The 8962-nt window shown below is 50.9% G+C and carries 9 protein-coding genes, 2 pseudogenes and 1 other annotated feature; of the genes and pseudogenes, 5 read left to right on the forward strand and 6 right to left on the reverse strand.

The genetic code is table 11. The features are described 5' to 3' along the window. Together lacNas_RS14480 and lacNas_RS04840 are read right to left on the reverse strand one after the other, a co-directional pair. Window positions 1-156, reverse strand: a pseudogene (locus lacNas_RS14480) (IS3 family transposase); the annotation flags it as partial. Between the two features lie 66 nt (window positions 157-222). Further along, the gene (locus lacNas_RS04840; RefSeq protein ID WP_201330348.1) at window positions 223-684 is read right to left on the reverse strand and encodes an RpiB/LacA/LacB family sugar-phosphate isomerase; all 462 of its coding nucleotides are present in this window, start codon (window positions 682-684) and stop codon (window positions 223-225) included. Window positions 685-892: 208 nt separating this feature from the next. On the opposite strand from lacNas_RS04840, the gene lacNas_RS04845 reads away from it, so the two are divergent. From lacNas_RS04845 to lacNas_RS04855, 3 genes are read left to right on the forward strand one after another with little or no spacing between them, the layout of a single operon-like run. Continuing rightward, window positions 893-1384, forward strand: a complete 492-nt coding sequence (locus lacNas_RS04845; RefSeq protein ID WP_201330349.1) for an FMN-binding protein — start codon at window positions 893-895, stop codon at window positions 1382-1384. Between the two features lie 7 nt (window positions 1385-1391). Beyond that, entirely contained in the window at window positions 1392-2174 is a 783-nt protein-coding gene (locus lacNas_RS04850) for an FAD:protein FMN transferase (RefSeq protein WP_201335885.1), read from the forward strand. Next, on the forward strand, window positions 2158-3438 hold the full coding sequence (locus tag lacNas_RS04855) for a ferric reductase-like transmembrane domain-containing protein (protein WP_201331523.1): 1281 nt from the start codon (window positions 2158-2160) through the stop codon (window positions 3436-3438). The genes lacNas_RS04850 and lacNas_RS04855 overlap by 17 nt, the downstream gene beginning before the upstream one ends. Window positions 3439-3485: 47 nt before the next feature. On the opposite strand, the gene lacNas_RS04860 is transcribed toward lacNas_RS04855, so the two are convergent. From lacNas_RS04860 to rplJ, 4 genes are all read right to left on the reverse strand, one after another. Continuing rightward, a complete protein-coding gene (locus lacNas_RS04860) occupies window positions 3486-5114 on the reverse strand; it encodes a peptide ABC transporter substrate-binding protein (RefSeq protein WP_201331522.1) in 1629 nt (542 codons plus the stop codon). Window positions 5115-5488: 374 nt separating this feature from the next. Beyond that, on the reverse strand, window positions 5489-6037 hold the full coding sequence (locus tag lacNas_RS04865; RefSeq protein ID WP_201331521.1) for a hypothetical protein: 549 nt from the start codon (window positions 6035-6037) through the stop codon (window positions 5489-5491). A gap of 362 nt (window positions 6038-6399) precedes the next feature. Further along, window positions 6400-6765 carry a 50S ribosomal protein L7/L12 gene (gene rplL, locus lacNas_RS04870; protein WP_201331520.1) on the reverse strand — a complete coding sequence of 122 codons (366 nt, stop codon included), beginning with the start codon at window positions 6763-6765 and terminating at the stop codon, window positions 6400-6402. 52 nt (window positions 6766-6817) lie between these two features. Next, window positions 6818-7327 carry a 50S ribosomal protein L10 gene (gene rplJ / locus lacNas_RS04875; protein WP_201331519.1) on the reverse strand — a complete coding sequence of 170 codons (510 nt, stop codon included), beginning with the start codon at window positions 7325-7327 and terminating at the stop codon, window positions 6818-6820. A gap of 35 nt (window positions 7328-7362) precedes the next feature. After that, window positions 7363-7489 (reverse strand) — a sequence feature (ribosomal protein L10 leader region). A gap of 102 nt (window positions 7490-7591) precedes the next feature. Between rplJ and lacNas_RS04880 the strand changes: the two genes are divergently transcribed. Both lacNas_RS04880 and lacNas_RS04885 read left to right on the forward strand, forming a co-directional pair. Then, window positions 7592-7993: a hypothetical protein gene (locus lacNas_RS04880; protein ID WP_201331518.1), complete on the forward strand. Its 402-nt coding sequence runs from the start codon at window positions 7592-7594 to the stop codon at window positions 7991-7993. A gap of 212 nt (window positions 7994-8205) precedes the next feature. Then, window positions 8206-8962, forward strand: a pseudogene (locus tag lacNas_RS04885) (ammonium transporter); the annotation flags it as partial.

The following is an 8962-nucleotide window of genomic DNA, read 5'->3' on the forward strand; positions in this document are numbered from 1 at the left end:
CAAAATGGCTTCGCCATGCTTTTGGATCAAGTCTACCAAATATTGGATTCCTCCACGCTCCATCCCATATTTTCGGCTGAGGTAGGTGCCTCTTCTATGATCGTCTACCCATTCGTGGTAGATAGCGAGTTTTATTTCTTTAGTGTATTTAGTCATGAAAATAACCCCCGAAATTAGTGTCCTAATTTCGGGGGTCATATCAACTTGGCTGTTTTTCATTTGCTATTTTACTGGCACGCAGTGCTTGTCGTTGATGGCTTTGACCTTGTCCACCCGCCGGCGGTATTTTTCTTCCATCAAAGGCTCCGTGGACAGCCAGGTCTTGACGATTTCACCGGCCATCATATCCCCGATAATCTTGGCGCCCAGGCACAAGACGTTGGAATCAGTGTGCTGGCGGGCCAGCTTGGCGCAGAACGGATCCTGGCAGACAGCGGCATAAATGCCGTTGATCTTGTTGGCGATCAAAGCGCTGCCGTAGCCAACCCCGTCAACGAAAATTCCCCGGTCGCATTCACCCTTGGCCACGGCCAGGCTGGCCGGGTAGACGAAGTCGGAAAGGTCGCAGGATTCTTCATTGTCGGTCCCGAAGTCAACGACTTCATAGCCCTGTTCTTCCAAGTAAGCCTTGATTTCATTCTTCAGCCGGGTGCCGGCGTGATCGTTTGCCATTGCAATTTTCATTTTCTTACCTTCTTCTAAAAACAACTGCTTTCGTCCCTATTCTACCATTTTTCTGCAGGACTTTTACCGGCAATTCAGCTGGCTTTTCATCCAATTAAGACAATTTCTTCCAATTTTGACAACCAATCGAACATAAATAATTCTTACTCTCCATCTAGAATGATTGGCATATCAGGAAAAGTTTCACTTGAACAAGGAGGGGGACATCATGTCTGCCAGAAAAGTCATCACGGGCGTCCTTGCCGTGGGCACCACCATCGCCATCGCTATTGACGGCTACCTGCTGTTTCTGAAACCGGAGCAAGAAAACACAGCCTCCAGCACGGCTTTATCGGCCGAAACATCTAGCTCAAGTTCAACCGCTGCCTCATCCTCGGCCTCGTCAGCAGCTTCTTCATCAAGCACTTCTTCCGGTCTTAAAGACGGAACCTACAGCGGCAAATCCGTCAGCACCCAGTGGGGCGAAGTCCAGGTGCAGATCAAAGTCAGTGGCGGTAAAATAACAGCCGTCAATGTTTTGAAGTACCCGTCCGACAATGACCACTCCCAGTCAATCAACGACCAGGCCCTGCCGATCTACAAAGAAGAAGCTTTGAAGGCACAAAGCGCCAATATTCAGCAGGTGTCCGGGGCAACGGTGACCTACGAGGGCTTCACCAGCTCCCTGCAAAACGCCATCACCCAGGCAAAAGAAAGCTAGTGCGGCCATGACTGACTACTGCCTGCACCGCACCGCCGAAGCAATGACGATTCCTTTTACCATTTCCCTGGCCAGCCGCCAGCAGCCGGCGGCCAGCCTAAAGCAGGCTTTTGCCAGAGCCTGCCGGCAGATTCAGCAGGAACTTAAGCGGCTGGAAAGCGATTATTCCGCCTTTCTGCCCGACTCCCTGGTCAGCCGTTTTGCCCAAGGAGAAGAACGGATTCTCCTGGCCAGTCCCGAATTTCAGCAGGTCTACGCGGCCGCGCTTCTGGCCCGAGAAGAGACCGACGGCGCTTTTGACCCTTATTTTGCTGGCAAGTTTGACCCCACCGGCCTGGTCAAAGGCTGGGCCATTCAAAAATGTTTTGCCAGTCTGCTCCTGCCCCTGGCCAGCTTTCCAGAAGTTGCCGGCCTGTGCATCAACGGCGGTGGGGACCTGCACGCCTGGACAAGGGACGGCTTTCGCTGGAAGGTCGGCATTGAGGACCCAAAGCAGCCCGACCAGCTGCTGGCGATTTATGACCTGGCCAGCCAGGCCTGCGCCAGCTCCGGCTTTGCCCACCGCGGCCAGCACGTGACCTTGTCCGGCCCGGCCGACCTCAGCCAGGTCACGGTCCTGGCACCCAGCCTGACTTTTGCCGACATCTGGGCCACCGCCGGCCTGGCCATGGGCGAAACTGCCTTCAAGCGCCAGATTGCCGCCAAGCGGCTCAGCGGCTTGTATGCCGCCAAAGACGGCCGCCTGGTCCTGTTTAAAGAAGGAGAGCTCCACTATGTTCAAAAAGCATGATTACACCCTGGGCGTTTTATGGGCCGCGGCGTTTTTCATCCTTCCCCTGCCCTTTATCCAGACCCTGGAAGCCGGCCTGCCAGCCGCCTATCAGTCAGAAAAGCTGGCCATCATGGCCGGGACGATTGCCTATGTCTGGCTGCTGCTGGCCATTTACCTCAGCACCCGCCCCCACTGGCTGGACCGGCTGATCGGCCTGCCAAAAGTCTACATGATTCACGGAATCATGAGCATCGGGGCCATCTTTTTGGCCTGGCTGCACATGGAGGGGGCGCCTTCAGCGGGCCTGATCAAGCAGACCGGCAATGCCGCCTTTTACCTCTTCTTGGCCCTGGCCCTTTATTCATTGGTCTTCATGGCCGGCTGGCTGACCAAGCGGGTCCCTTTTTTAGCCAAAATCAAGCGGCTTTTGGAAGAAAAAGTCTTCCGGCATGAAGTCTCAATTTGGCTGCACCGCCTGAACCTGCTGGCAGTTTTGCTGGTATTCGTTCACATTCAGCTGATTCCCTACATCCGGGCCATCACGCCTTTCATGGCCTGGATCTGGGCCGCGACCGTCTTCGTTTTCGCCAGCTACTTCCTCAGCCTGGCCAAAAGCCGGGGCAAAAACAACGCGGAGCTTTTGAGCCGGCGCCTGGTCGCCGACAATGTCCTGGAACTGACTTTAAAGACTGACCAGGACTTGGCAGACTTTGAGCCAGGGGACTATATCTTCCTCTCATTTCCGGATGAAGCCGGCCTTGAGGAGCCGCATCCCTTCTCCTTTGTCAACCTGCCCAGGGATGAAAAGCAGATCACCCTGGCCATCAGAGGCGACGGGGACTTCACCAGACAGCTGCAGGAGCTCGCTCCTCCGGTCCGGGCCCGGATCAGCCCGAGCTTTGGCCGCTATCAAGAAGCCGTTGCTGAACAAAAGCCGGACCAGCTCTTGATCATTGCCGGCGGGATCGGGGTCGTCCCCCTCCTGTCGGTGATCGACGGCAACCCGGACCTGCCAGCCCAGGTCTTTTACAACGCTCACACCCGGGATTCTTTGATCTATGAGGAAAAATTCCTCCACTGGAGCAGCCGGGGCAATTTCAAGAGCCGCTGCCAGGTCGGCCGCTTCAAGGACGAGGAAGTCTTAGGGGCCCTGCCTCAGAACCTGTCGGGCCTTCAAGTGCTGATCGGCGGGCCCCAGGCCATGGCTGACCACTGGATCGGCCTGCTGAAAGGCGAGGGCCTGCCGGCCGGGCAGATTTACTATGAAGAATTTGACTGGTAATAAGCAAAAAAGTGAAACCACCTAAGATGGTTTCACTTTTTTCATGCTTATTTGGCAATGTAGGCATACTTGAAGTTGTAGCAGACGCCCGCACTGTTGTAAATGATGCCCTTGACCTTGCTCTTGATCATCCAGGCCTTGCTGGACTGGGTCAATGGCGTCACGCCCTGGTTGACCATCAAGACGTTTTCGGCCTGGGCCAAAATCTTCATGCGCGCCGTTCCTGAACTAGTCTTGGAAGCCGCGATCAGCTTGTCGTATTCCTTGTTGCTCCAGCCACCGTAGTTGTAGGAGTTGCCGGTCGTTTCACAGTCAAGGAAGGAGATCGGGTCGGCGTAGTCGGCGATCCAGCCAGACAGGGTGCATTCAAAGTTGCCGGCCAGGACCCGGTTCAGCTTGGTCTTGGAAGGGATGCTCTGGACCTTGACGCTGATCTTGGAGCCAAAGGCCGTCTCCAGCTCGCTTTGCACGAATTCGGCCAGCTTCTTGGAGGTGTCGTCATCAGTTGACAGGATGGTGAAGGAAAGCTTGCTGAGGCCAACAGCCTTCAGCCCCTTTTCAAAGTACTGCTTGGCCAGCTGCTTGTTGTAGCTGGTGTACTTCTTGGACTCGCTGCTTTGGGTCAGCTTGGTGAAGTCTTTCCCGTTCACGGTCGTAAGGCCGCTGGAGGTAAAGGTCGTAGCCGCCGTGTAGGTTGCCCCCAAGGTCTTTGAAAGAGAGTTGCGGTTGATGGCCATGGAGATCCCCCGGCGCAGGTCAGTGTTCTTAAACTTGGAGTACTTCTTCATGTTGAACTGCAGGTACTCGGTGCTGGCCAGTTTTCTGACCGTGTAGCCCGAAGACTTGGCCAGCTGCTTGGAAGCCTGGGAGTCCAGGATCGCCCCGTCCAGCTTGCCGTCTTGGTAGAGGTTGTAGGCCGTTGACGGAGACTTTTGCACGGAGTAGTTGATCTGGGTCAGCTTGACGTTCTTCTTGTCCCAGTAGTACTTGTTCTTGACCAGTTTCCAAGAGAGGTTGGACCCGGTCCAGCCCTTGTGGATGAATGGACCGTTGTAGACCATGTATTTAGAGGCCGTACCGTACTTAGACCCGTACTTCTTGACCGCCTGCTCGTTTTGCGGGAAAAAGAGCGGGAAGGCCATCAAAAGCTTGAAGTAGGGAATCTTCCGGTCTAAAGTGACGACCAGCTTGTATTTGCCGTCAGCCTTAACGCCCAGGGTTGACGGAGACTTTTTGCCCGCGACGATTGAATCAGCGTTCTTGATGCCCGAGAAAAGGTATGAATATTCTGACGCGGTCTTCGGGTTGACCGTCCGGCGCCAGGAGAAGACGAAGTCCTTGGCCGTCACCTGCTGGCCGTTGGACCACTTGGCATTCTTGCGGATGTTGAAGGTCCAGGTCTTGCCATCTTTAGAAACCGTGGTCTTCGTGGCCAGGGCATTCTTGACCTTGGCATTATTTCCCAGGGTATAAAGCCCCTCCATGACCTGGTTGACCTGGTTGAAAGAAGTGTCGTCCAGGATCTTGGAAACGTCGATCGTGGACAGTTCCGCCTCTTCCATCCAGTTCAGCTTTTGACTGGCGGCAGTCTTGCTGCTGGAACTGTTGCCGCAGGCTGCGAGTAAGGTGCTGGTCAGGACGGCCAAACCGCCCAAGAAGATTTTGCTTTTTTTCATGTTGTCTTGCCTCAAATTAAACCGGGCCAGTTCAACGGCGCGCGATGAACCGGCACAACTGCCATTTTTCCTAATCCTGCATGTCGCCTGTAGTTGTTCTCCTGATTCATCCTTTGTCACGCTCCTTGTTTGAGGTATAAATTAAGTTTTAAGTTATTTTTAATTCTATCAGTTGGAACGGAAAATGCAAGCATCTTTTTTGAAAAAAATAATTTTTATATTATATTGGCTAAAAAATGCATTATCTGACACCCAGTATTTTTTCTTTTTTGCTCAGATTAGCTGACAAAAAAGCCCGCACCAAACGATACGAGCTTCAAACATTAAATCTGTTTTCTATGCGATTCTGGTCATATTAGTGGGCAGATTTCGACTTATTCCATAATGCTTGTCGAAAGTCCCTTGACTTGCTTGATTTTGCCTTTGCTGTCAGTAGATACTCTTAACACATTGCAGTAGTGACTTTCCTTGCTCTTGCGGCCGTGTTTATAAGTAATTTCTTTGTAAATTATTGTGACGTTGTAGTAGTTCTTACTTAGAGGGTAAATATCTACAGTCTTATTACGAGAAGATCCATAGTTGTTGTAAGCGGCTACAATTCGTGAGCGGCTACGTGAACTTTCAGATAAAATGCTCATTGTACGATCTACAACCCAATCCTGAACAGCGCTGCGACTCGCGATTTTATACAATTTGCTAGCCCGCTGCTTAATCTTTTTGGACGTCATTTTTTTAGTATCATAAACGTATACCGCGTTACAGAACGTTTTGATGTTTGCCCTAGCTTTCTTATCCGATGTTTTGACGTTCTTCTTCTTAGCTGCCAATACAGTTGATGATGTTGCTGTCATCGTTGGTGCAGCTACCCCTAAAAGTGCCAGGGCTACTGAAACCGTGCTGACTGCTTTCAGTTTCTTGTCCATAATCTCAACCTTTCATACATTTACATAATATTAAACATTTACACAATTTTATTTTCGTGTGAAAGAAATGCATTGTCAAGGCAGATTTAAAGAGATTGACCAGACAAAAGTAATGCTTTTCACATTTGTCCCCTTTCATGGCGGAAAAACAACCCAGCACAATGATGAACAGTCTGCCAGCCGTTGTGCTTTCCTCCTAAAAATATTGCAGTAAATATTGCAGTTTTTTTATCCGCGATATTACGAACAAGAGGCCTTTAGGCCTCTTTTTTCGTCCAAAACTAAAAAAGCAAACAAAAAACGCGTCCGTGGCTGAACCACAAACGCGTTCTTCGTTAATAATTAATGCCCGAAGGCCGTAATTATTTAAGGGTAACAGTTGCGCCAACTTCTTCAAGCTTAGCCTTAAGGTCGTTAGCTTCGTCTTCTGACAAGCCTTCCTTAAGAACAACTGGAGCACCGTCAACAGTCTTCTTAGCTTCCAGCAAGCCTGCGCCAGTAACTTCCTTAACGATCTTGATAACCTTAACCTTTTCAGTACCTGCTGAAGTCAATTCAACGTCGAAGCTTGACTTAGCTTCTTCAGCAGCACCAGCGGCACCAGCAGCAGCTACAGGAGCAGCAGCAGTAACGCCGAATTCTTCTTCGATAGCGTGTACAAGGTCGTTCAATTCAAGAATTGAAGCACCCTTCAATTGTTCAATGATGTTAGCAGTATCCAAAGCCATTGTAATATCCTCCGAAAATTTGGAATTTAATATCTAATTTAAAATGACCAGACTATTCAGCTGATTCTTCCTTTGATTCAGCGACAGCCTTAACAACGTATGCAAAGTTGCGAACTGGTGCTTGCAATACAGAAAGCAGCATTGAAAGCAGACCTTCGCGACCTGGAATTGCAGCCAGAGCTTCGACTTGTTCCTTGGTAGCAACTTGACCTTCAAGTGCACCACCCTTAATTTCAACAACGTCGAACTTCTTAGCGTAGTCAGCAGCGATGCGGGCAGGAGCAGTAACGTTGTCTTCATCGTCGGTGTAGATCACAGCTGATGGGCCAACGAATACTGGTGCCAAGTCATCCAAGCCGGCTTGAGCAGCGGCACGACGCAGGTAAGTGTTCTTGACAACCTTCATCTTGGCGTTGCTTGCACGCAATTCTGCACGGAAAGCAGTAACTTCGTCAACAGTCAGACCAAGGTAGTTGATAACTACGATGGACTTAGCTGACTTCAGTTCTTCGGCAAATTCTTCAACGAACTTAGCCTTAGCAGCGATAATAGCTTTACTCAAAATTATTCACCTCCATAAAATTTTGTAAAATTCTACAAGGCCTAAAAAAATCCATGCCAACAAGACATGGAGAGTTTAATAATCTTCATTATCTTCTGGCCTCGGCGGGATTGTATTGAGGCTTTGCGCCACCCACGTCTTAGGTTAGAAATTTACTTTATCTAGATTACCACGTCATTCAATGCCTGTCAAACCTTTTTTGCCATTTTCCGCAAAAATCTGTTAAAATCTACTGTAATGACTTTTCATAGGAGGTACTTTCGCTTGAAGAGCAAACTTATCGATATTTTTTACTTCTGCCTGGCCGGCATTTCCGGCACCCTGGCCGTCTTCAGCATGTTCAAGGACCACTCGGCCACTGGCATCGCCCTGGACTTTCTGTTCTTGATCATCAGCGCCTACTTTATCGTGCGCGGTTTTCTGGACATCGAATCTGAAAACAAGAAGCTGGCCAAAAACTGGCAGATTCTTTCCTGGATCGCCTGGTGCCTGCTCCTGGCCGGCGTCGTCCTGGCCCTGACCGGCTACAAGCTGGGCATCAATGCCATGGGCTGGAGCGGCTTCGTCCTTTTCCTGCTCTGCGCTTTCGTCGTTCCCGAACAGGCCAACGACAAGAACTTCCACGTCAAGCGCCGGGACGAGACCGGTTTTGATGACAAAAAATAAACTTTTCTCGGTATTTTCTCATAAAATAAATTATGAATCGCTTACAGTCTGCTTTTGAGAAGGCAGACTGTTTTTTTGCGCTGTTTTGAAAAATTTTCGCCTTGATTTTTTTGCTTTTTAAATTGGTCTAGAGTTTTCATCAAGGGCTCCTCATGGTATAACCATAAACATAAATCTTGCAGACAGATTGGTCTAGAAGGGAGAAAAGCAGGATGAACACTGCTAACACTGTATTCTTAATAATTGCCGCCGTATTGGTCTTGATGATGACCCCGGGCCTGGCCTTCTTCTACGGGGGGTTGGTCTCTAAAAAGAACGTCGTCAACACCATGCTTTCGGTCTTTATCATTTGCGCCCTGGCGATCGTGCTCTTTGTCGCCTTCGGCTACGAGATGTGCTTTGACGGCAACATCGCCGGCATCTTCGGGCACATCCGCCACATTTTCCTCTCAGGCGCGGACTTGAACAGGATCGTGCTCAAAGACCAGGGAATCACGGCCGGCAGCTACCTGCTTTTTGAAATGATGTTTGCCATCATCACCCCGGCCCTCTTCGTCGGAGCCACGGTTGGCCGGATGCGGTTCAACTTCCTCCTGGTTTTCGTCGTCTTCTGGTCGGTACTGGTCTACTACCCGCTGGTGCACATGGTCTGGGGGACCGGCGGCCTGCTGGCCGGCTGGGGCATCCTTGACTTTGCCGGCGGCACGGTCGTTCACATCAACGCCGGCATCACCGCGCTGGTATTGTCAATCTTCCTGGGGCCGCGCTACCGCAAGCAGAGCCAGGCCTACAGCCTGCCTTGGGTATTGCTGGGGACAGCCATCCTCTGGCTGGGCTGGTACGGTTTCAACGCCGGCAGTGCCTTCGGCATGAACAGCGTGGCGCTGACGGCCTGCCTGACCACGACCGTGGCCGCTGCTTCATCAATGATGACCTGGCTGCTGCTTGAGGAAAGCCTGACCGGCAAGG

It is taken from the genome of Lactobacillus nasalidis (genome assembly GCF_016587775.1).
Taxonomy (GTDB): Bacteria; Bacillota; Bacilli; order Lactobacillales; family Lactobacillaceae; genus Lactobacillus; species Lactobacillus nasalidis.

Coding starts and splice junctions, on each gene's coding strand:
- lacNas_RS04840 (WP_201330348.1), bottom strand. CDS start 684: ATGAAAATTGCAATGGCAAACGATCACGCCGGCACCCGGCTGAAGAAT.
- lacNas_RS04845 (WP_201330349.1), top strand. CDS start 893: ATGTCTGCCAGAAAAGTCATCACGGGCGTCCTTGCCGTGGGCACCACC.
- lacNas_RS04850 (WP_201335885.1), top strand. CDS start 1,392: ATGACTGACTACTGCCTGCACCGCACCGCCGAAGCAATGACGATTCCT.
- lacNas_RS04855 (WP_201331523.1), top strand. CDS start 2,158: ATGTTCAAAAAGCATGATTACACCCTGGGCGTTTTATGGGCCGCGGCG.
- lacNas_RS04860 (WP_201331522.1), bottom strand. CDS start 5,114: ATGAAAAAAAGCAAAATCTTCTTGGGCGGTTTGGCCGTCCTGACCAGC.
- lacNas_RS04865 (WP_201331521.1), bottom strand. CDS start 6,037: ATGGACAAGAAACTGAAAGCAGTCAGCACGGTTTCAGTAGCCCTGGCA.
- rplL (WP_201331520.1), bottom strand. CDS start 6,765: ATGGCTTTGGATACTGCTAACATCATTGAACAATTGAAGGGTGCTTCA.